The sequence below is a fragment of the Herbidospora solisilvae genome (genome assembly GCF_009901565.1).
Lineage (GTDB): Bacteria > Actinomycetota > Actinomycetes > Streptosporangiales > Streptosporangiaceae > Herbidospora > Herbidospora solisilvae.
This window is the reverse complement of record NZ_WXEW01000004.1, coordinates 376,457-396,175: the sequence shown is the minus strand read 5'-3', so window position 1 is coordinate 396,175 and position 19,719 is coordinate 376,457. Positions and strand designations below refer to the sequence as shown.

The following is a 19,719-nucleotide window of genomic DNA, read 5'->3' as shown; positions in this document are numbered from 1 at the left end:
GGCCGTCCGCTTGTACATTCCCAGGTATGCCTCTGTTCGGGAACCGCCTGCCCGCCGACGTCCGCTCCCGTCTGTCGGGGGAGCGGGTGCTGAGTTTCGCCCCCACGCCGTCCGGCGGCTACGCCGTCGCGACCTTCGTCGCGCTGCACCTGCCCGGCGGGGAGCGGGTGCCGTGGCACACCGTCGACAAGGCCTCCTGGGACGAAACCGGGATGAACATCACAACGGTTACGGGCGGCGTTTATCGGGTGGATATCGAGGATCCCGGCTTCTTGCCGGAAACCATCCGGGAAAGGGTGCAGAACTCCATCGTCGCCAACCGCTATGTGAAACTCACCACAAACGCGGGTGTGCGCTTCATCGCCCGGCGGCTCGCCGGAACCGACACCATCGAATGGGAACTGGCGTTCGACGACGGGCTCGACGGCAGTGACCCCGGCGTGCTGGCCGCCGCCGAACAGGCCCTGGAGCAGGTGCGCCGGAGCCTCGGCGTCTGAACGTCACGAAGGCCCGCCCCTCTGCCGGGGCGGGCCTTCGTCGTCTCGACTGTCAGGTGATCCGGTTGACCTCTGGGTCCGGCCAGCCTGTCGGGCCGGCTGTGGTCTCCCCGTCCCAGGGGTCAGGCCTACGCAGGAACGGGACTCTGTCCTTGGCCGCCACGGTCATCTTCGACACGCGGGCACCCACGAGTCCGGCCGCCTCCTGTACGGCGGGGCTGTCGGACACCCTCTTCGTGGCCCGCACGATCTGCTCGTAGCGCTCACGCCCGGCGCGGGTGCCGAGGACGTATCCAAGACCCAGCCCGGCGGCGAACATCACCTTGTACCGCATCTTCCACCTCCGCGCTTCGCTACACCGGCCCCTACCCAATGGGTGTGCATCTATCCAAACCGGGCTCCGTCAAAGGGCGCGCCAATGGATGTGACAGAGCACCCCCCGAGTGCGCTAATCTAGTTCCGCGCCGCAAGGAAAGCCGCAAGGCAGCGGAGCACCGCACGATCCCGTGTAGCTCAATCGGCAGAGCAGCCGGCTGTTAACCGGCAGGTTATAGGTTCGAGTCCTATCGCGGGAGCTGCCCGAAGCCCCGGTCTGAGAGATCAGACCGGGGCTTCTTCGTGTGCGCGTACACTTCCGCTCTCCTGACGCTCTGTGGCGAAAGATGCACAGAAATAGATGACAAATCCGGGTGCAAGCGCAGAAAATGTGCTCGCGCCGTGATGCCGCCTGACGGCAGGCGTGGTCGCCGCGGACCAACTACGCACCGGCGGTGGGGAGAGGGCCACCGCAACGAGGGTCGTCGTCGCCGCCCGGAACGGCCACCGGCGATCCGCGAGGGGAAAGTCGCGATGCGGACGTGGTGGAAGAGAACCGACGAGGCACGAAGCGGTGAGGGGGTCGACTGGCGGGAGGCGGAGGAATTCGTCCGGCTGCACCATGCCGAGGTGCCCTCGGCCGGGCCCGTGGAGGCGCGGCTGCGGGAGGTCGCGGCCGAGATCGAGCAGACCGGCACCTACACGCACACGCTCGACGAACTGACGTTCGGCGCGCGTGTGGCCTGGCGCAACAGCGGCCGGTGCATCGGTCGGCTCTACTGGCAGTCGCTGCGGGTCCGCGACCGGCGTGAGGTCGACACGGCCGACGCGATCGCCGACGAGTGCGTGGCCCATCTGCGCGAGGCGACCAACGGCGGCCGCATCCGGCCGACGATCACCGTGTTCGCCCCCGACCGCCCTGGTCAGCGCGCCGCCCGGATCCGCAACGACCAGCTCGTCCGGTACGCCGGCTACGAGCGCGACGGCGAGATCGTGGGCGACCCGTCGCATCTGGGGCTGACGCGGGAGGCCGCGGCGCTCGGCTGGGAAGGACGGGGCGGCCGGTTCGACGTGCTGCCGCTGCTGATCGAGGTGAAGGACCACGTGGAGATGCGGGAGCTGCCCGCCGACGCGATCCTGGAGGTGCCGATCAGCCATCCCCACTACCCGTGGTTCGGGGAGCTGGGGCTGCGCTGGCACGCCGTCCCGGCGATCTCGAACATGTGCCTGGAGATCGGCGGCGTCTGCTACCCGGCGGCGCCGTTCAACGGGTGGTACATGGGGACCGAGATCGGCGCCCGCAACCTGGCCGACACCGGCCGCTACGACCAGCTTCCGGTGATCGCCCGGCGGCTCGGCATGGACACCTCCAGCGACCGCACCCTGTGGCGCGACCACACGCTCGTCGAGCTCAACGTGGCCGTGCTGCACTCCTTCGCCGAGGCCGGGGTGACCATGACCGACCACCACACCGAGGCGAAGCGGTTCATGACCCACCTGGAGAAGGAGGAGCGCTCGGGCCGGGTCTGCCCGGCCGACTGGTCGTGGATCGTCCCGCCGCTGTCGGGCGCGCTGACGCCGGTGTTCCACCGGTACTACGACGACGTGGCGCTGCGGCCGTCCTTCACCCACCACCGGGGGCTGTAGTAGAACAATATTCGTGAGTGACTTGGTGCTGAGCGACCTCGCCGACGGCGTCCTGACGCTGACCTACAACCGCCCCGAGCGGCTCAACGCCTGGACCGAGGCGCTCGGCACACGCTACTTCGACCTGCTCACCCAGGCCGAGACCGACCCGGCGGTGCGGGTGATCGTGGTGACCGGGGCCGGGAGGGGCTTCTGCGCCGGGGCCGACTTCCAGACGCTCACGGCGCTCCAGGAGGGCACGCTCGAACGGGTCGCCGACACCCGGCCGAACACCCTGCCCACGACGATCGGGAAGCCGGTCATCGCGGCCGTGAACGGCGCCTGCGCCGGGCTGGGCATGGTGCACGCCCTCGTCTGCGACCTGGTCTTCACGGCCGCCGAGGCGAAGTGGACGACCGCCTTCTCCCGGCGGGGCCTCATCGCCGAATACGGCCTGGCGTGGGTGCTGCCGAAGCTCGTCGGCCAGGCCCGCGCGCTCGACCTGCTGCTGTCCGGCCGCACCTTCACGGGGGAGGAGGCGGCCGGCCTGGGCCTGGCGTTGCGCGCGGTGCCGGGCGAGGCGCTCATGGGCGAGGTCGCCGCCTACGCCCGCGAGCTGGCCGCCATGAGCTCGCCCACCTCGATGGCGGTGATCAAGCAGCAGGTCTGGGGCGACTGGGACCGGAGCCTCGATGCCTCCCGGACGAAGGCCGAGAAGCTGATGGCCGAGTCGTTCGGCCGGGCCGACTTCGCCGAGGGCGTGGCCAGCTTCCTGGAGAAACGCCCCCCGGAGTTCCCGCCCTTCAGTGGGTAGGGCCCGTGACGAGGTGATGCGAAATGGCGTTCCCGATCGTCACACGGACCCTGCACCGTCACATCGACATCGACGGCCTCCGGGTCTTCTACCGCGAATCCGTACCCGAGACCGACCAGTCGCCCGTGCTGCTCCTGCTGCACGGCTTCCCGTCGGCCTCGCACCAATATCGCCGGCTCGTCGACGCCCTCGGCGCCCACTACCGGCTGATCGCGCCCGACCTGCCGGGCTTCGGCCACAGCGACGTCCCGGCGAGCCCGCTGACCTTCGACCGGCTGGGCGAGGTCATGGCGGGCTTCGTCGAGCGGCTCCGCCTCGACCACTTCGTCATGTACGTCTTCGACTACGGCGCCCCGGTCGGCTTCCGCGTGGCCCTGCGCCACCCCGAACGCATCGCCGGCCTGGTGGTCCAGAACGGCAACGCCTACGAGGAGGGCCTGGGCGAGGCCATGCGCCAGCTGGTGGCCCTGCGGCCCGGCCACGAGGGGGAGGAGGCGGCCCGGGAGATGCTGACCCTCCCGGTCACCCGCAAGCAGTACGAGGCGGGCACCGGCGACGTCCAGCTGGTCTCGCCGGACAGCTGGGTGCTCGACCAGTACTTCCTCGACAAGCCCGAACGGGCCCGGCCGCAGCTCGACCTGCTGCTGAACTACCACGCCAACCTCGGCCACTACCCGGAGTGGCAGGAGTGGCTCCGCACCCGGCGCCCGCCGATGCTGATCACCTGGGGGGCGAACGACATGTTCTTCCCCGAACCGGGGGCGCACGCCTACCTGCGCGACGTCCCGGACGCCGAGCTGCACGTCTACCCGACGGGCCACTTCGCCCTGGAGGAGTACCTGCCGGAGATCGCGCCGCTGATCGCCCACTTCCTCGACCGGACGTGGAAGACGGTCAGTTCCGGGTGAGCCGCGCGACGCGGAAGAACGTGCGCAGGTCGCCGACCAGCAGCTCGGGCGTCTCCATCGCCGGGAAGTGGCCGCCCCGGTCGAACTCCGACCAGTGGGCGACGGCGCCGGCCGGGTCGGCGAGGGCGCGGATCGTCATGTCCGCCGCGAACACCGCCACGCCCTGCGGCGGCGCCGGGGCCGACGGCCACCCGGCCTGGCCGCCGTCCGCCGGGGCGGCGGCCATCTCGCGGTAGGCGCGCATGCCGTCGTACAGGATGCCGGCCGACGACGCGCCGGAGCCGGTGAACCAGTACAGGCTCACGGTGGTGAGCAGCCGGTCGCGGCCCACCGCGTCCTCGGGCAGGTCGGCGGCGGGGTCGGTCCACTCCTTGAACTTCTCCACGATCCAGGCCAGCTGGGCGATCGGCGAGTCGTTCAGCGCGTAGGCGACGGTCTGCGGGCGGGTCGACTGCAGGTGCAGGTAGCCGAGGCCGTCCTGGCGGAAGGTGTTGAACCGCTCGGCGCGGGCCCGGTCGGCGTCCGACAGGCCGTCGAGCTCGACGGGCGGGCCGAACGGGTAGGGCGACGGGCCGTTGACGTGGGTGGCGACCACGCGGCCGGGGGCGGCCATGGGCAGCAGCGTGGTGACGCCGCCCCCGATGTCGCCGCCCTGCGCGGCGAACCGCTCGTAGCCGAGCCGGCGCATGAGCTCGCCGAACGCGGCGGCCACCCGGAACAGGTCGCCCCAGCCGGGTTCGCGCACCGGGGTGGAGAACGCGAAGCCGGGCAGCGACGGGATCACGAGGTGGAAGGCGTCGGCCGGGTCGCCGCCGTGCGCGCGGGGATCGGTCAGGGGCCCGATGACGTCCAGGAAGTCGGCGAACGAGCCCGGCCAGCCGTGGCTGAGGATCAGCGGCAGCGCGCCGGGCTCGGGGGAGCGGACGTGCAGGAAGTGGATGTCCTGGCCGTCGATCGTGGTGACGAACTGCGGGTGCTCGTTGAGCGCCTTCTCCTGGGCCCGCCAGTCGAAGCCGTCGGCCCAGTAGGCCGCCAGCTCTCTGAGGTGGTCCACCGGGACGCCGCGCTCCCAGCCGGCGCCGCCGAGCCGCCGGGGCCAGCGGGCGCGGGTGAGGCGGTCGTGCAGGTCGTCCAGATCGGCCTGCGGGATGTCGACGCGGAACGGGCGGATGTCGGTGTTGTCGTCCATGACGGAGAATCTAGGATCGATACCGGAACCAGCCGTTCCTGTATCGCGGCAGACTTCACCTTATGTCGGACACGGCACAACGACTGCTGCGGCTGCTCTCCCTCCTGCAGACGCCGCGCGACTGGAGCGGACCGGAACTGGCCGAGCGTCTCGGCGTCACCGTGCGCACGGTGCGCAACGACGTCGAACGCCTGCGCGGCCTCGGCTATCCGGTGGAGGGCATCAGGGGCGTCACCGGCGGCTACCGGCTCGGGTCGGGCGCGCGGCTACCGCCGTTGCTGCTCGACGACGACGAGGCGGTCGCCGTCGCGGTCGGGCTGCGGGTGGGCGCCACCCAGGGCGCGGTGACCGGCATCGAGGAGGCGGCGCTGCGGGCCCTGACCAAGCTCGAACAGATGTTGCCCGCCCGGCTGCGCCGCCGGGTCAACGGGCTGCGCGCGCACCTCGTCCCGCTTCCGCAGGCGGGCCCCCGCGTGGACGCCGACACGCTCACCGCCATCGCGGCCGCCGCGCGCGACCACGAGCGGCTCCGGTTCGACTACGTCGGCCACGACGGGGCGGCCGGCCGCCGCGAGGTCGAGCCGCACCGGCTCGCGCACAGCCGGGGCCGCTGGTACCTGGTCGGCTGGGACGTCGCCCGGTCCGACTGGCGCACCTTCCGGGTGGACCGGATGCGGTTGCGCACCCCGAACGGCCCCCGGTTCACCCCGCGCGAGCATCCCGGCGGCGACCTCGCCGGCCATGTCGCCACCGGCCTGGCCACCGCCACCTGGCGGTACCGGGCGCGGGTGACGGTCCGCGCGCCGGCCGGGCACGTGCGCGAGCGGTTGCCGCCCGGCGTCCCGGTGGAACCCCTGGGCGACGACGCCTGCGTGGCCGAGGTCGGCTCGGACACGCCCCAGACGCTGGCCTGCCATCTCGGCCTGCTCGACGCCGACTTCGAGGTCACCGGGCCGCCCGAGCTCGTCGCGGAGCTCCGCGTGCTGGCCGACCGCTACCGGCGCGCGGTTCCCGGGGATCGCGGCGCTAGCTGAGCCTGCGGGCTCCCGCCGAGGGCGTGGCGGTGCGGAAGACCGGGGGCTGCCAGCCCTTCGCCTCGTAGGCCTCCGCCACCGTCCGGCGCATCGTGTCGGCGCGGTCGGCCGCGACGAGGGCGATGGCGGAGCCGCCGAAGCCGCCGCCGGTCATCCGGGCGCCCCGCGCGCCGCCCCTGACCGCCGATTCGACGGCCACGTCGAGTTCGGCGCAGCTCACCTCGAACTGGTCGCGCAGCGACAGGTGGGAGGCGTTCAGCAGCGCGCCGATCTCGGCCACCGCGCCGGCCCGCAGGAGGCCGACAACGGCTTCCACGCGGTGGTTCTCGGTCACGACGTGCTGGGTGCGTTTGCGCTCGTCTCCGCTCAACTCGGACAGCGCGGCCGTGAGGTCGGTGACGTCGCGCAGGGCCTCGACGCCCAGTTTCGCGGCGGCGCTCTCGCAGTCGGCCCGGCGCCGGGCGTACTGGCCGTCGGCCAGTTCGTGGTGGACGCCGGTGTCGATGATGACGAGTTCGAGGCCCTGGGAGGGCAGGTCGAAGGGGATCGTGCGGCTGCCCAGGGAGCGGCAGTCGAGCAGGAGGACGTGGCCCTCCTTCGACAGGGCCGAGGCGGCCTGGTCCATGATGCCGCAGGGCATGCCGACGACCTCGTTCTCGGCCCGCTGCCCGAGCCTGGCCAGGTCGAGCGGGCTCTGGCCGAGGTCGTAGAGGTCGTTCAGCGCCAGCGCGACCGAGACCTCCAGGGCCGCGCTCGACGACAGGCCCGCGCCCCGGGGGATGTCGCCGTCGATCGCGATGTCGGCGCCGCCGACAGGGAGACCGGCCTTCCGCATGGTCAGGGCCACGCCGATCGGGTAGGCCGCCCACCCGGCGACCTCCTCGACCGGGCCGCCGCCCGCCTGCGCCGACACGACCCGCACACGGTCGTCGGACCGCCGGGCGACCGCCGCCGAGACGCCCCAGGGCACCGCGAAGGGAAGCACCAGGCCGTCGTTGTAGTCGGTGTGTTCGCCGATCAGGTTGACCCGGCCGGGGGCGTGCCAGACGCCCTCGGGGGTGCCGCCGAAGGCGGTCTCAAAGGAGGAAACGACCCGCATGGCCGTTAGGTTATCGCTGTGGTCTCGCCTCTCACCCGCGCCGACGGGGTCCTGCTGAAGCGCGACGATCTTCTGCATCCCGACATCCCCGGCAACAAGTGGCGCAAGCTCAAGTACAACCTCACGGGCGAGCCGATCGTGACCTTCGGCGGGGCCTACTCGAACCACATCAGGGCCGTCGCGGCGGCCGGGCGCGAGTTCGGGTTCCCGACCGGCGGGGTGATCCGGGGCGAGCCGGTCAGGAACGAGGTACTCGACTTCGCGGTGGCCTGCGGGATGCGGCTGATCTTCCTCGACCGCGCGCGCTACCGGGCGAAGACCTCGCCCGAGGTGCTGCGGCTCGTGCGCGAGGAGTTCCCCGGCCACCGCGTGCTGCCCGAGGGCGGGTCGAACGCGGAGGCGGTGCGCGGGTGCATGGAGATCGGGCCCGAGCTGGCCCATCTCGGGGAGGCGGTGGTGTGCTGCCCCGTCGGGACCGGGGGCACGCTGGCCGGCCTCGCGGCCGGGCTGCCGCCGGGGTTCACGGCCGTCGGGTTCTCCGTGCTGAAAGGCGGTTCGTTCCTGTACGACGAGGTCGCCCGCCTCCAGACCGAGGCGCTCGGCCACGTCACGCCCAACTGGCGCGTCGAGACCGGGTTCCATTTCGGGGGCTACGCCCGCACCACGCCGGAACTGAGCGCGTTCATCGGTGATTTCGAGACCCGGCACGGCCTCCGGCTCGACCACGTCTACACGGCCAAGATGATGTACGGCATCCGCGCCCTCGGCCTCGGTCCCACGGTCGTCGCGGTGATCACCGGTAGGGTGTGAGGGTGCTGCTGGCCGAGGGCGTACACGCCGTGATCACCGATCGCCGTGGCGGCGTGAGCCCGGCCCCGTTCGGCGGCCGGAACCTCGGCGGGGCCGTCGGCGACGACCCCGGGAACGTCGCGGCCAACCGGCGGATGACCGCTCTTGAGGTCGGCGTCGACCCCTCGCGTGTGGTGCTCATGCGCCAGGTCCACGGGCGCGAGGTCGCCTACGTCGACCGGCCGTTCGGCGACGACCCGCCCGGCCTCGACGCGATCTTCACCGCGGAAGAGGGGCTCGCGCTGGTCTCGCTGGCCGCCGACTGCGCCCAGGTGCTGGTGGCCGATCCGGTCGCCCGGCTGGTGGGCGCCGCCCACTCGGGGCGGCCCGGCACACTCGCCGGGGTGGTGCCCGCGCTGGTCGAGGCCATGGCCGGGCGCGGGGGAGACCCAGGCCGGATGGTCGCGCTGGTCGGTCCGGCCGCCTGCGGGCGGTGTTACGAGGTGCCCGCCGAGATGCGCGAGGAGGTCGCCGCCGTCGTCCCCGAGGCCTGGGCGACCACGTCGCACGGCACCCCGTCGGTCGACCTGCGGGCGGCCATCTCGGCGCAGCTCTCCAGGGCCGGGGTGGGCGACGTCCGGCACGACGCCCGGTGCACCATCGAATCCGGTGATCTCTACTCATACCGCCGCGAAGGGCAGACCGGGCGCTTCGGGGCCTATATCTGGCTCGGCTAGGAACTTTCCCCCCGATTCCGCTCGTTCTCCAGGCATGGGATGGGACTACCGGAAGTCGGTAAAAGTCGGACCGCTGCGCTTTCACCTCTCACGTCACGGCGTCTCCCGCAGCTACGGGGGCCGTCGTTTCCACGTCTATCGCACCCCTGACGGGCGTCGTCACGTGACCGTGCGGCTGCCCGGCGGGTTCCACATCGGCAAGACGTTCTAGTCTCACTATTCGATACGTATCTTCTCGTATCGCGAGACGGTACTACTCTCGTGCCCATGCACTACACGCATGGGCACCATGAGAGCGTGCTGCGGTCCCACCGCTGGCGCACCGCCGAGAACTCCGCGGCCCACCTGCTGCCGCACCTGACCCCAGACACCACCCTGCTCGACGTGGGCTGCGGCCCCGGCACCATCACCGCCGACCTGGCGGCCCGGGTCGCCCACGTCACCGCCACCGAGATCGGGCCCGGCGAGCTCGGCCTCGCCCGCGCCGAGGCGGAGCGGCGGGGCACGCCGAACATCGCCTTCGAGGTGGCCGACGCGCACGCGCTGCCGTACGGCGACAAGGCCTTCGACGTCGCCCACGCCCACCAGGTCCTGCAGCACCTAGCCGACCCGGTCGGGGCGCTCCGCGAGATGGGCAGGGTCGCCCGGCTGGTCGCCGCCCGCGACAGCGACTACGGCGCGTTCACCTGGTATCCGGCGCTGCCGGAGCTCGACGAGTGGCTCGCGCTCTACTACGCCGTGGCCCGGCGCAACGACGGCGAGCCCGACGCCGGCCGCCGGATGCTCTCGTGGGCCCGCGCCGCCGGGTTCGCCGACATCGAGGTGTCCACCTCCACCTGGACCTTCGCCACCCCCGGCGACCGGGCGTTCTGGGGCGGCATGTGGGCCGACCGCGTCGTGAAGTCGTCGCTGGGCCGCCAGGCCCTGGACGCGGGGCTGGCCACGCCGGAGGATCTGCGGCGCATCGCCGACGGCTGGCTCACCTGGGCCGCCGACCCCGACGGGTACCTGACGATCGTGCACGGCGAAGTCCTCTGCCGGGCTTGACCCTGACGCTGATGTGAAGGTTTAGCCTGCGGATATGCGGATCGGTGAGCTGGCACGGCGATCGGGTGTGAGCACCCGCTCGCTGCGCCATTACGAGGAGAAGGGCCTGCTGGCCGCCCGCCGGGGCGCCAACGGATACCGCGAGTACGACGAGGCCGACGTGCGGCTCGTCCAGGAGATCCGGGCGCTGATGGCCGTCGGTTTCACCCTGGAGGACGCCCGCCCGTTCGTGGCCTGCCTGCGCGCCGGCAACGAGTCGGGCGGGGTCTGCCCCGAGTCGGTCGACGTCGTCCGCCGCAAGCTCGCCGAGATCGACACCGAGATCCGGGACCTGATGGCCCGCCGCGACGAGATGCTACGGAGGAACACATGATCGAGGTCACCACGGAGACGTTCGAGCGCGACGTGCTGGGCAGCGACCGCCCGGTGCTGCTCGACTTCTGGGCCGAGTGGTGCCCGCCCTGCAAGATGATCTCCCCCATCCTGGAGGAGATCGAGCGCGAGTACGGCGACAAGGTCGTCATCGCCAAGATCAACGCCGACGAGCACCCGTCGATCGCGCTGCGCTACGACGTCATCGGCCTGCCCACCCTGAACCTCTACCGCGACGGCGAGGTCGTCCACCAGATCAAGGGCGCCCGCCCCAAGCGCGCCATCGTCGACGGGATCGCCCCTCACATCTGAGCCTGGAAGTGCTCGTAGGCCTCGTCGGTGAACAACACGAACCGCACCTCCTCCACCTTCGTGGGGGTCCCCCTGACGGTCTCGACGGCGATCCGGGCCGCGTCGTCCATCGGCCAGCCGTAGATGCCCGCCGACAGCGCCGGGAAGGCGACCGTCGTGGCCCCCAGCTCGTCGGCCACCCGCAGCGCCTCGCGATAACACGACGCCAGCGTCTTCGACCGGTCTTCGCTCCTGCTGTGCACCGGCCCGACGGTGTGGATCACCCATTTCGCCGGAAGCCGCCCCGCCGTGGTGGCCACCGCCTGCCCGGGGGGCAGCCCCTTGCCGTAGGCGGAGGCCCGCAGCCTGCGGCACGCCTCCAGGATCTCGCTGCCCCCCTTCCGGTGGATCGCGCCGTCGACGCCGCCCCCTCCCAGCAACGAGGAGTTGGCGGCGTTGACGATCGCGTCGGCCCGCTGATCGGTGATGTCACCCTTGACCACGATGATCCGCATGGCCGCATTGTTCCCGCTGGGGTCAGACGTTCACCACGTCGAACTGCTCCCAGGGCCCGATCGCGGTCCGGTTGGCGATGAGGGGCTGCGCGCCCCCGCCGTCGGCGCAGACCAGGTTGCCGTTGGCCTGGGCACGGAGGCTGATCGTGCCGTTGGGATTGTCGATCACCTGGAAGGTCTCCCACGGCCCGACGGCGGTCCGGTTGGCGACGAGCGGCTGCGCCCCGGCGGCCTCGGCGGCGACGTACATGTTGTTGGCCCGCGACCGGAGGGCGATGTTGCCGTTGCCCAGGTCGACGCGGTCGAACGTGGTCGCGTTGCCGTTCGCGACCAGGGTCGGACCGGCGTTGACGAGCTGGTTGTTGGCGCGCGAGCGGAGCTGGACGCCCGGGGTCCCGCTCGTGGCCCCGAACCAGGCGAGGTCGAACGCGTCGGCCATGGCCTGGAACCCGGCGTCGTTCGGGTGGAGGTGGTCGCCCGGGTCGTAGGCCGGCAGGAACCGGGTCGGGTTGGCGGGATCGCGCGTGGCCGCGTCGAAGTCGACGACCCGGTCACACCCGCTGCCCGCGCCGCGCACCCACGCGTTGTAGGCGGCGCGGCTGTTCTCGCCCTCCTGCGTCCAGTAGTTCGCCCCCTGGAAGGGGGTGAGCGTGGCGCAGATGAACTGGATGCCCCGGGCGTGCGCCCGGTCGATGAGGTTCTGAGCCCCGGTGATGAGCTGCTGCGCCGTGGGCACGGGCCGGTTCGACCCGACGTCGTTGATGGGGTTGTCGGCGAAGACCACCCACTTCACCCCGGTCTGATTAAGCACGTCGCGCTCGAACCGGTTGATGGCGCTCTGCCCCGCGCCGTCGCGGAGCAGCTGGTTGCCGCTGATGCCCTGGTTGACGACACCGACCGTCCGCCCGGACGCGTTGAGCCGGTTGGACAGCAGGTTCGGCCACCGCCGATTGGCGTTGTGACTGGAGGCGACCCCGTCGACGATCGAGGCCCCCAGCGCCACGACGGTGCCGGTCCCGGAGGCGTTGTCGACGTCGACGCCCGACAGGATGAAGGTGTCTCCCGTCTCCCCGGTCGGCGTGATGGATGCGTTGCCCGCGACGTTGCCGCTCGCGATGTAACTGGTCTGCAGCGCCGTCTGGTGATAGGTCGCCGGCCCGGTGGCGGACGGCAGGTGGAAACTCACCGCCAGGTCGGAGGAGGCCGCGACCGGCACACTCGCCGCGTCGCTGACGGCCAGCCCCCCGATGGGGATGGTCACCGACTGCTGCCCGCCGAACGTCAGCGTCCGGTCGGTGGCCGGGTCGACCGACGACCCGGTGGTCCTTCTGGCGACGTGCACGTTGGAGACGGTGATGGCACGGGTGCCGAAGGTGTTGGAGAGCTGCACCCGCACGGCAGACCCGCCGATGCTGGTGCGGACGATATGGCGCAGGGTCTGATTGTCGAACTCGCGGCTTCCACTCTGGGGCGAGGCCGCCCACGTGCCGAGCCAGGTGGCGGCGGAGGCCGGGGCGGGGAGGTTCGCCGCGACGAGAACCGCGACGAGCGCGGCGACGAGCGCCCGGATTAACCGTTGCATCGTGTCCTTCTGCCTGTACGAGACCACGCTCGTGATCAGGGCGAGATTAAGCTGACAGGTCTTTGTCGTCAACAGATAGGTTGGATGTCTGGACGTGGGAACGTGACAGAGTGCACGTTCGAGTGCCTCGAAACCGGACATAGGTCGGATCTGACGGCGGCCCGGGGTGGTGTGGGGGTTTCTGTACGGAGCGACCCGGATTTGTTCGGATATAGCGGGATTTGATGGATTGTCAGGATGACTGTTTCGATGGTTTTGTTACTCCGGAAACAGTGATATCTCTGGAATTCCTGCGCATCATGCGGTGTGCCCTATACCCTCTGCGGCGTCACGTTTTCAGATGACTGTCCAGAGGGAACCGGCATGCCATTCTCGTGGGGCGATCTCCCGGTGGGGAGGGTGCTCCGCATTGCCGGAGTCGATTCCACAATTGACGCCAATGTCATGGAATTGTTGCTGGACCCTTTACCGGAGATCGGGCCGGCGGTCGTGACGTATGCGGCCGCGGAGTGCGACTCGGTGCCTGAGCTGGTGGGATCCATCCTCCGGGAACTGGAGACGCTGGCCGTCAAGCTCTTTCCCGACTGGCTGCCCGAGGGCGAGAAACTCGACGGCCCGGGTGGCGGCGGAATGGCGGCGGCGCGTGTTCTCGCGATGCGCATGGCGACGGGCACCCGTCATTTCGGACCGTTCCTGGCGGAACTCGCCGCGCACGCGATTCAGCACCGGGACCCGTTCGCCCTCGGGCTCCGGTCCACCCGGAGCCGGGCGTTTCCCGCCGAGGTCCGCGCGGCCGGGCTGGCCCGGGTCGTCGGGGCCGCTTTCCGGCGTTGTGAGGTGGCGCTCGTCGTCCACGTGCCGGAGAAGCTGAGTTCCCACGGCGAGACGGTGCTGGTCGCCGGATGTGAATGGCTGGCCCATCAGAGCGGGATGGGCGTCTGGCTGGTCGGCCCCGAGGTGAAGCGGGTCGAGACCGTTCACCTGAAGGTCCCGGAGGCGGTCGCCCGGCTGGCCGCCGAGCTTCCGCCGTCCGAGACGCCCGTCGAGATCCTCCGGGTGCCGCCGCTCCGTGGTGAGCCCGCCCGCTACAGCGAGGTCGAGCAGGCCGTGGAGAAGGCCCTGTTCGACTGCCCCTGGGCGCACGGGCGCGAATGGAACCAGACCTACGCGTCGACCGACTCGCTGTTCGTGACGATCCGCACGGATCTGATGTGGGCGCGGGAGAAGTGCGTCGTCGAACTCGACGGTCCCGAACATCGGACGGCGGCCAAGGCAGAGATGGACCGGCTCCGCGACCGGCGTTTGGAACGTGACGGGTTCGCCGTGTTGCGCTTCACCAACGAGCAGGTGCTCGACGATCTGCCGGCGGTGCTCCGCCGGATCAAGGAATTCCTCCTGGGGCGACGCCTCGGACTGAACGAAGGAGCAGGTTGATGTCCGAAGAAAGACTGACGTACCAGCAGGTGGCGGCTCTACTTGTCCTCAAGACGTTAGGGACTGAGGTCGCGCGCCAGGATCTGGAGGCGACGTGGGGTCTCTCGCTTTCCACGAAGAACCGCGCCGGATTGATCGACGCCAAGCTGATGGAAATGGAGAAGCGGGAACGGAGCCTTTGGTACTCCATCACGCCCGCCGGTGAGGAGCGGGCGCTCGAAGAGGTTCAGAAGGGCGTCGTGGTGACCTCTCGATCGGGCAAGACCCTGGCCCTGCTCTACCTGCGCAGCCTCCTTGAGCCCACCCTGCCTCAGGTCGCGGCAGCACCCGTGGTCACGTCCGGCCGCACGGACGACGAGGTGGAGGACCGCATCCGCGAGGCCTACGCGAAGATCACTCCCGGAGTGGGGGAGTGGGTCTCGCTGACGAAGTTGCGGCCGCTGCTGAGCGACATCGACCGGTCCGAGCAGGACAACGCACTGCGCCGGATGTTGCTGAACGCGCCCGAGGTCCACATCCTCGCCGCGGCTATCGTCGGCCACCTGTCGCCCGAGGACCACGCCGCCGCCGTCATGATCGGCAACGAGCCGAACCATCAGCTGCGGATCGGCGCCCGCTGATGATCACAGACTGGTACGCGATCAGCTCGCTGAACATCATCTCGACGGTCAACGGCGCCGAGGACGTGTGGCACCCCGTGCCGTTCCACGTGGAGGGGATGCATCCCCAGGCGTCGAAGGCGCTCACCTCGGGTCTGGACGCCGCCGCCCTCAGTGTGGGCACCTCCAGCCCGATCGGCGTCGTCCTCGAAGGGACGGCGGGCAGCGGCAAGACGCACCTGATGAGCTGGCTGCGCGAGCAGGTCATCCGGCGCGACGGCTACTTCTTCCTGATGAGCGTGCTCGACGCGCGCAACTTCTGGGAGAGCGCCCTGGTGTCCATCCAGGACGGTCTCGCCAGGATCGGGGTCGACGAGGAGAGCCAGCTCAAGCGCTTCCTCCGCAACCTGACCGAACCGATGTCACTGCCCCGCCGGACCCAGCAGGCCGTCATCGGCAACCAGCCTCTGGAGAAGGAACACTTGAAGGAGTTCCTGCAGGGGCTGCACAAGCGGGACTCCCGGGTGTTCATGGAGGCGCAGGACACCGCCCGCGCGCTGGTCCTGCTGGCCGCCAACGACTACAACCTGGCCAGCCTGGGCGACGGCTACATGTACGGGATGGAGGACTTCGACGGAAGCCGCCGGGAATGGGGATTCCGGCCGGTCATCCGGACTCCCCAGGAGCTGGTCCGGGACACCTCCCGGCTGCTGGCGATGACGGGGCCCAGCGTCATGGCCTTCGACCAACTCGACCCGCTCATCAACTCGATGGCGCTGTTCGGGAACGGGGAGGTCGACCCTCGCACGCGGGCCACGGCTCTGCAGATCGCCCACGGGCTGACCTCGCTGCGCGAGGTTACCAGCAGGACCCTCTCGGTCGTCTCGTGCCTCCCGGACACGTGGATCCTGCTCAGGCAACTGTCGGTCGCCAGCTTCAAGGACCGGTTCGAGCAGACCACCGTCCTGAAGCGCGTCCCGTCGCCCGAGGTGGGCCGTGAGCTGGTGATCCGGCGGCTCGCGGAGCACTTCAAGAGCATCGGGTTCGAGCCGCCCTACCCGACGTGGCCGGTCCGGCCGGAGGCGTTCGCCGAAGCGCCGTTCTACACGCCGCGGAACATCCTCCGCGCTCTCACCGACCACATCGGGGCCTGCGTCGCGCGGGGCGAGGTGAAAGAGCTCTTCCGGTTCGACCGGGTCGAGACGCACCACGTCGAACCGGTCGCCGCGATACAGACGACGCTCAGCGAAGTCCACGGCATCGAGACCAAGTTCGCCCTGCTGGAAGACGCCGCCCACGTCACCGGAGCCCTCGACGCGACGCAGGAGGACGCCGTCCTGCCCGGCCTGCTCGCCGCCGGGCTGCAGGCCTGGGCCATCGAGAAGGGCGACGACACGACGACCTACAAGGTCGACCCGACCTTCGGCCAGAAGACCTCCCTGCACGCGCGCCTCCGCCAGATCCTGGACGAGGCCAGGGAGGACGAGATCCACTGGGCGATCCGCGGCATCAGCGCCAAACATCCGAACGCGGCGCTGACCCGGCTGAAGCGGGCGGCCATCGCGGCGGGCCTCGAAGCCGAGACGCCCAAGCGCAGGCTCATCGTCCTCAGGAACGTTCCGTGGGCCGCCGGGCCGAAGACCCAGCAGGCCCTGGCCGACTTCCGGGCCCGGGGCGGCCGGGTCGTCACCGTCGACGAGGACGACCTGAGGACCCTCAGCGCTCTCCGGGACCTGATGGCGCAGAACCCGCCCAGCCTCAACAAGTGGCTGGTCCTCAAGCGGCCGGCCAGCGCGATCAAGCTGCTCAGGGACGTCCTCGAGGGCTGGTCCGACGAGCCGCAGGCCGCTCCGCAGGTGCACCACGTCCCAAAAGCACCTGAGGGCGACATCCTTGAGGAGCCGCCCGCACTGCCGACCCGCGAGGCGGGCACTTCGGGGCACTCGCCCGTGACTCTGGCAGGCCCGGTGGACCTGCCCGCCAAGGCGCCCACCCTGGTCGTCGGCCGATCCTATGAGCGTGGGCTGCCCGTCTCCGTCGAGCTGGAGGCGTTGCGGAAGCACACCGCGATCTTCGCCGGTTCCGGCTCGGGCAAGACCGTCCTGATCAGGCGGATCGTCGAAGAGTGCGCGTTGCAGGGTGTCTCCTCGATCGTGCTCGACACCAACAACGACCTCGCCCGGCTCGGTGACGCCTGGCCCGAGGAGCCTTCCGCCTGGGGGCCCGGCGACGCCGCACGGGCGGCACGCTACATCGCCGACACCGACGTCGTCATCTGGACCCCGCGCCGGGAGAAGGGGCGGCCGCTGGCGTTCCGGGCGCTGCCGGACTTCGCCGGTGTCCGGGACGACGTCGACGAGTTCAACGAGGCCGTCGACGCCGCCGTGGCGGCGCTGGTTCCCAGGGCCAAGGCGGAGGGCAACACGAGCAAGGCCGAAGTGGCGCGGGCGGTGCTCAAGGAGGCCGTCGTCCACTTCGGGAGATACGGGAGCGGGGGGCTCAACGGGCTGATCGGGCTGCTGGCCGACTTTCCGGAGGACATCAGCCGGATCAGCGGCGCGGTCAAGATCGCCGATGGGCTGGCGCAGGTGCTCCGGGCGGCGATGGTCAACGATCCGTTGTTCGGTGGCGAGGGGCAGCCGCTCGACCCCGGCCGGTTGCTCACCCCGGCCGCCGGCAAGCGGGCGCGGGTCTCGGTGATCTCGTTCGTGGGGCTGCAGAGCGACTCCGAGCGCCAGTCGTTCGTGAACCAGCTGCAGATGGCGCTGTTCGCCTGGATCAAGAAGAACCCGGCGGGTGACCGGCCGCTGGGCGGGTTGTTCGTCATGGACGAGGCGCAGAACTTCGCGCCTTCCGGGGCCTCCACCGTGTGCACGCAGAGCACGCTCGCGCTCGCCTCCCAGGCCCGGAAGTACGGGCTGGGGCTGGTGTTCGCGACGCAGGCGCCCAAGGGGCTGCACAACCGGATCCCCGGCAACGCGGCCACCCAGTTCTACGGGCTGCTCAACGCGCAGGTGCAGATCGAGGCGGCCAAGGAGATGGCCCGGGTCAAGGGCGGCAGGGCCGACGACATCGGGTCGCTGCGCAGCGGCCAGTTCTACGTCGCTCCCGAGGGGGCGGGATTCGCGAAGGTGCGGACACCTCTGTGCCTGAGCCACCACCCACGGGCGCCGCTCACCAGCGAGGAGGTCATCGACCGGGCGAGCCGGTGACCCTGCCGGTCAGCCAGAACTCGCCCGGGTCGTGCTCACCCCGCAGGGTGGGGAGGATCGTGCGCGGCACCAGGACGTTCGTCCCGGGGTGCGGCTGCACGACCTCCCCCTCCCGCCGGACCCCCGTCGGCCATGCGGATTCCGTCACGTCCTCGATGCGGGACAGGCCCTGGTCTGAGGTCGCCCAGGCGTAGCCCGCGCCGCTGTCGCGGGCCGTCTCGGTGTCGCGGTTCACGGCGAAGGCGGCCTCCGCGGTGAACAGGCGGCGGGCCGACGCGACGCGGTGGACGCGCAGGTGGTCGGCGGCGCCCGGGATCAGCCACGTCTCGATCTCGACGTCGTCCCACGGGGACCAGCGCAGGTGGAGGTCGCCGGCGGACTCCGGGACCTCGCAGCAGCGCCAGTGCACGCCGTCGTCGCTCAGAGCCAGGGTGTTGTCGAAGGCGCCCTGGTCCAGGCCGTGGCTTCCGGCGGGGACGCTGAAGCCGAAGACCGTCGAGTAGGCGAACTTGGCGTATTTCGCCGCGCCGCCTCGGGCCCACGTGTTGTGCTGCGCGGCGCTCAGCACGACCACGTGGCGGCCTTCGTGCGACCGGATCACGGCGGTGCCGGCCTCGGGCTGGTGGACGACGCCGTCGGGCATCGGCGCGGGGGTTTCGGGAGTGGTCCAGAACGGGTGGTGGTCCGGCAGGGCCAGCGGGAGGAACGCCTTCATGGCCCAGTAGGGCGACCCGGGGGCGTTGTACTGCTCGGCGAGCAGCGGCTGCGGGTAGGCGTAGCCGATGGTCAGGACGCCGTCGCGGGTGGCCACGTCGCGGCCGTCCCACCAGCGCAGGTGGCGGAGTAGGTAGCCCTTGGTCTCGCCCCACGGCAGGGCGTCGACCTCAGCGAACGCCAGTGCTCCCCAGAACGCGGCCTGGGCGTGCCGGTAGGTCATCGACCGGCCGAAGGGGACGGCCGCGCCGTCGGCGGCGAACCAGTGGCGGAAGTCGAGGGCGAACTCGCCCGCACGGGCGCGGAAGCGCTCGGCTCGGGCGTTCTTGCTCAGACCGGCGTAGATCAGGCCGTAGTAGTGCATCGCGAACGGCACGTAGTAGTCCCGCTGGGCGGTCGGACCGTCGGAGTACCAGCCGCGGCCCAGGGCGAACGACTCCAGGCGGTCGAGCCGGGCCTCGACCGACGGCTCGTCGAAGGGTACGCCGACGCGGCGCAGGCCCAGGCTGACCAGGACGGGGAAGAACTGCCAGTTGTTGTCCACGCCCGAGCGGGCCAGGGCCTGGGAGAGCCACGTCGCCACGCGGTCGCGCTGGGCTCCGCTCAGGCCGTCCCACAACAGGTCGGGCGCCAGCGCGAGGGCGAAGCCGAGCGCGGCCGTCTCCACCAGGCGCTGGTCGACGTCGGCGATGTCGCCCCAGTATTCGGGGTGGCCGGGGTCGGTGCCGTTCGCCAGGCCCTCGCGCCACGGGTCCAGGTCCTCACCTAAGGGTGCCAGGCCCCACAGGGGGCGGGCGAAGGCCTCCAGTTCGGCGGCGGCGTCGTCGTAGTGGGCGGTGTTGACGCCGAGTCTCAGGCGGGCGCGGCCGGGGCTGAAGAACGGGTGGAGCGGGGTGACGAGATCCCGGACGAGCTGGGCCATCGACGCACGATCCGCTGCCATCT

The 19,719-nt window shown here is 70.9% G+C and carries 20 protein-coding genes and 1 tRNA gene; 15 read left to right on the top strand and 6 right to left on the bottom strand.

Annotated features, from left to right (window positions below):
* Positions 1-26 precede the first annotated feature (26 nt).
* Entirely contained in the window at positions 27-497 is a 471-nt protein-coding gene (locus GT755_RS15210) for a hypothetical protein (protein WP_161480362.1), read from the top strand.
* A gap of 52 nt (positions 498-549) precedes the next feature.
* Here the strand turns inward: GT755_RS15210 and GT755_RS15205 are convergent, their stop codons facing one another.
* Positions 550-831 carry a YtxH domain-containing protein gene (locus GT755_RS15205; protein ID WP_235966686.1) on the bottom strand — a complete coding sequence of 94 codons (282 nt, stop codon included), beginning with the start codon at positions 829-831 and terminating at the stop codon, positions 550-552.
* 168 nt (positions 832-999) lie between these two features.
* On the opposite strand from GT755_RS15205, the gene GT755_RS15200 reads away from it, so the two are divergent.
* From GT755_RS15200 to GT755_RS15185, 4 genes are all read left to right on the top strand, one after another.
* Positions 1,000-1,072: transfer RNA gene (locus GT755_RS15200), tRNA-Asn, on the top strand.
* 274 nt (positions 1,073-1,346) lie between these two features.
* Positions 1,347-2,459, top strand: a complete 1,113-nt coding sequence (locus tag GT755_RS15195) for a nitric oxide synthase oxygenase (RefSeq protein ID WP_161480361.1) — start codon at positions 1,347-1,349, stop codon at positions 2,457-2,459.
* A gap of 13 nt (positions 2,460-2,472) precedes the next feature.
* The gene (locus GT755_RS15190) at positions 2,473-3,252 is read left to right on the top strand and encodes an enoyl-CoA hydratase-related protein (RefSeq protein ID WP_161480360.1); all 780 of its coding nucleotides are present in this window, start codon (positions 2,473-2,475) and stop codon (positions 3,250-3,252) included.
* 23 nt (positions 3,253-3,275) lie between these two features.
* Complete coding sequence (locus tag GT755_RS15185; protein WP_161480359.1) at positions 3,276-4,160, top strand: alpha/beta fold hydrolase; 885 nt, start codon at positions 3,276-3,278, stop codon at positions 4,158-4,160.
* Here the strand turns inward: GT755_RS15185 and GT755_RS15180 are convergent.
* On the bottom strand, positions 4,147-5,349 hold the full coding sequence (locus tag GT755_RS15180) for an epoxide hydrolase family protein (RefSeq protein WP_161480358.1): 1,203 nt from the start codon (positions 5,347-5,349) through the stop codon (positions 4,147-4,149). The two genes, GT755_RS15185 and GT755_RS15180, sit on opposite strands and share 14 nt — an antisense overlap.
* Positions 5,350-5,411: 62 nt before the next feature.
* On the opposite strand from GT755_RS15180, the gene GT755_RS15175 reads away from it, so the two are divergent.
* Entirely contained in the window at positions 5,412-6,383 is a 972-nt protein-coding gene (locus tag GT755_RS15175) for a helix-turn-helix transcriptional regulator (RefSeq protein WP_161480357.1), read from the top strand.
* Here GT755_RS15175 and galK read toward each other — a convergent pair.
* Entirely contained in the window at positions 6,376-7,482 is a 1,107-nt protein-coding gene (gene galK, locus GT755_RS15170) for a galactokinase (RefSeq protein WP_161480356.1), read from the bottom strand. The two genes, GT755_RS15175 and galK, sit on opposite strands and share 8 nt — an antisense overlap.
* Before the next feature lie 18 nt (positions 7,483-7,500).
* On the opposite strand from galK, the gene GT755_RS15165 reads away from it, so the two are divergent.
* From GT755_RS15165 to trxA, 6 genes are read left to right on the top strand one after another with little or no spacing between them, the layout of a single operon-like run.
* Positions 7,501-8,292 (top strand): 1-aminocyclopropane-1-carboxylate deaminase/D-cysteine desulfhydrase, encoded by a 792-nt coding sequence (locus GT755_RS15165; RefSeq protein WP_328794350.1) that lies wholly within the window; start codon positions 7,501-7,503, stop codon positions 8,290-8,292.
* Between the two features lie 2 nt (positions 8,293-8,294).
* Positions 8,295-9,008: a polyphenol oxidase family protein gene (locus GT755_RS15160; RefSeq protein ID WP_161480355.1), complete on the top strand. Its 714-nt coding sequence runs from the start codon at positions 8,295-8,297 to the stop codon at positions 9,006-9,008.
* Positions 9,009-9,042: 34 nt separating this feature from the next.
* A complete protein-coding gene (locus GT755_RS15155) occupies positions 9,043-9,219 on the top strand; it encodes a DUF4236 domain-containing protein (protein ID WP_137246908.1) in 177 nt (58 codons plus the stop codon).
* 56 nt (positions 9,220-9,275) lie between these two features.
* Positions 9,276-10,055, top strand: coding sequence for a class I SAM-dependent methyltransferase (locus GT755_RS15150; RefSeq protein ID WP_161480354.1), 780 nt, complete (start codon positions 9,276-9,278; stop codon positions 10,053-10,055).
* A gap of 34 nt (positions 10,056-10,089) precedes the next feature.
* Positions 10,090-10,428: a MerR family transcriptional regulator gene (locus GT755_RS15145; protein WP_062352537.1), complete on the top strand. Its 339-nt coding sequence runs from the start codon at positions 10,090-10,092 to the stop codon at positions 10,426-10,428.
* Positions 10,425-10,739, top strand: a complete 315-nt coding sequence (gene trxA / locus GT755_RS15140; RefSeq protein ID WP_161480353.1) for a thioredoxin — start codon at positions 10,425-10,427, stop codon at positions 10,737-10,739. The genes GT755_RS15145 and trxA overlap by 4 nt, the downstream gene beginning before the upstream one ends.
* Here trxA and GT755_RS15135 read toward each other — a convergent pair.
* A complete protein-coding gene (locus GT755_RS15135; RefSeq protein ID WP_161480352.1) occupies positions 10,730-11,233 on the bottom strand; it encodes an O-acetyl-ADP-ribose deacetylase in 504 nt (167 codons plus the stop codon). The two genes, trxA and GT755_RS15135, sit on opposite strands and share 10 nt — an antisense overlap.
* A 22-nt stretch (positions 11,234-11,255) precedes the next feature.
* Positions 11,256-12,815, bottom strand: a complete 1,560-nt coding sequence (locus tag GT755_RS15130; RefSeq protein WP_202610042.1) for a GDSL-type esterase/lipase family protein — start codon at positions 12,813-12,815, stop codon at positions 11,256-11,258.
* Between the two features lie 453 nt (positions 12,816-13,268).
* On the opposite strand from GT755_RS15130, the gene GT755_RS15125 reads away from it, so the two are divergent.
* Genes GT755_RS15125 through GT755_RS15115 form a run of 3 tightly spaced genes read left to right on the top strand, consistent with a single transcriptional unit; the run spans position 13,269 to position 18,060 of the window.
* Entirely contained in the window at positions 13,269-14,249 is a 981-nt protein-coding gene (locus GT755_RS15125; protein ID WP_161480351.1) for a DUF559 domain-containing protein, read from the top strand.
* Positions 14,249-14,869, top strand: a complete 621-nt coding sequence (locus GT755_RS15120; RefSeq protein WP_161480350.1) for a hypothetical protein — start codon at positions 14,249-14,251, stop codon at positions 14,867-14,869. The genes GT755_RS15125 and GT755_RS15120 overlap by 1 nt, the downstream gene beginning before the upstream one ends.
* Positions 14,869-18,060, top strand: a complete 3,192-nt coding sequence (locus GT755_RS15115) for an ATP-binding protein (protein WP_161480349.1) — start codon at positions 14,869-14,871, stop codon at positions 18,058-18,060. The genes GT755_RS15120 and GT755_RS15115 overlap by 1 nt, the downstream gene beginning before the upstream one ends.
* On the opposite strand, the gene GT755_RS15110 is transcribed toward GT755_RS15115, so the two are convergent.
* Positions 18,038-19,717 (bottom strand): DUF2264 domain-containing protein, encoded by a 1,680-nt coding sequence (locus GT755_RS15110; RefSeq protein WP_235966685.1) that lies wholly within the window; start codon positions 19,715-19,717, stop codon positions 18,038-18,040. The genes GT755_RS15115 and GT755_RS15110 overlap by 23 nt on opposite strands.
* Between the last annotated feature and the right edge of the window lie 2 nt (positions 19,718-19,719).

Excerpts from the sequence above, each read along its gene's own strand:
- GT755_RS15185 (WP_161480359.1), top strand. The coding sequence starts at position 3,276 with ATGGCGTTCCCGATCGTCACACGGACCCTGCACCGTCACATCGACATC.
- GT755_RS15135 (WP_161480352.1), bottom strand. The coding sequence starts at position 11,233 with ATGCGGATCATCGTGGTCAAGGGTGACATCACCGATCAGCGGGCCGAC.
- GT755_RS15120 (WP_161480350.1), top strand. The coding sequence starts at position 14,249 with ATGTCCGAAGAAAGACTGACGTACCAGCAGGTGGCGGCTCTACTTGTC.
- GT755_RS15210 (WP_161480362.1), top strand. The coding sequence starts at position 27 with ATGCCTCTGTTCGGGAACCGCCTGCCCGCCGACGTCCGCTCCCGTCTG.
- GT755_RS15155 (WP_137246908.1), top strand. The coding sequence starts at position 9,043 with ATGGGATGGGACTACCGGAAGTCGGTAAAAGTCGGACCGCTGCGCTTT.
- GT755_RS15130 (WP_202610042.1), bottom strand. The coding sequence starts at position 12,815 with ATGCAACGGTTAATCCGGGCGCTCGTCGCCGCGCTCGTCGCGGTTCTC.
- GT755_RS15180 (WP_161480358.1), bottom strand. The coding sequence starts at position 5,349 with ATGGACGACAACACCGACATCCGCCCGTTCCGCGTCGACATCCCGCAG.
- galK (WP_161480356.1), bottom strand. The coding sequence starts at position 7,482 with ATGCGGGTCGTTTCCTCCTTTGAGACCGCCTTCGGCGGCACCCCCGAG.
- GT755_RS15175 (WP_161480357.1), top strand. The coding sequence starts at position 5,412 with ATGTCGGACACGGCACAACGACTGCTGCGGCTGCTCTCCCTCCTGCAG.
- GT755_RS15205 (WP_235966686.1), bottom strand. The coding sequence starts at position 831 with ATGCGGTACAAGGTGATGTTCGCCGCCGGGCTGGGTCTTGGATACGTC.
- GT755_RS15195 (WP_161480361.1), top strand. The coding sequence starts at position 1,347 with ATGCGGACGTGGTGGAAGAGAACCGACGAGGCACGAAGCGGTGAGGGG.
- trxA (WP_161480353.1), top strand. The coding sequence starts at position 10,425 with ATGATCGAGGTCACCACGGAGACGTTCGAGCGCGACGTGCTGGGCAGC.
- GT755_RS15110 (WP_235966685.1), bottom strand. The coding sequence starts at position 19,717 with ATGGCAGCGGATCGTGCGTCGATGGCCCAGCTCGTCCGGGATCTCGTC.
- GT755_RS15145 (WP_062352537.1), top strand. The coding sequence starts at position 10,090 with ATGCGGATCGGTGAGCTGGCACGGCGATCGGGTGTGAGCACCCGCTCG.
- GT755_RS15115 (WP_161480349.1), top strand. The coding sequence starts at position 14,869 with ATGATCACAGACTGGTACGCGATCAGCTCGCTGAACATCATCTCGACG.
- GT755_RS15150 (WP_161480354.1), top strand. The coding sequence starts at position 9,276 with ATGCACTACACGCATGGGCACCATGAGAGCGTGCTGCGGTCCCACCGC.